Genomic DNA, 345 nt, shown 5'->3' on the forward strand with positions numbered 1-345 from the left:
CGCGACGTGACCGTGGTGAACGAGCTGGTGACGGCCTTCAAGAAGCGCCCGGAGGAAGTCGAGGCGTGGCTTGACGACGACACCCAGGAAATCACGCGCGGCACGGTCAAGCTGCTGCGCGAGTTCCTGGACGAGAAGGGCCGCGATCCCAACACCGTCGATGCCTTCAGCGGCCAGACTGATGGCGAGCGTGACGCGGAGGCCGGCGACGGCCAGGACGGCGAGGACGGCGACCAGGACGGTAAGGACGCCAAGGAAAAGGGCGCGAAGGAGCCGGACCCGGACAAGCTGAAAAAGGCCATCGTCCAGGTCGAGCACGACGAGCGCCCTGCCCGCCTTATCCTC

At 66.7% G+C, this 345-nt stretch carries 1 pseudogene; it reads left to right on the forward strand.

The features are described 5' to 3' along the window. Positions 1-15: 15 nt before the first annotated feature. Positions 16-345, forward strand: a pseudogene (locus AC0L3J_RS37725) (hypothetical protein); the annotation flags it as partial.

This window comes from Bradyrhizobium sp. Kon37 (assembly GCF_055807535.1).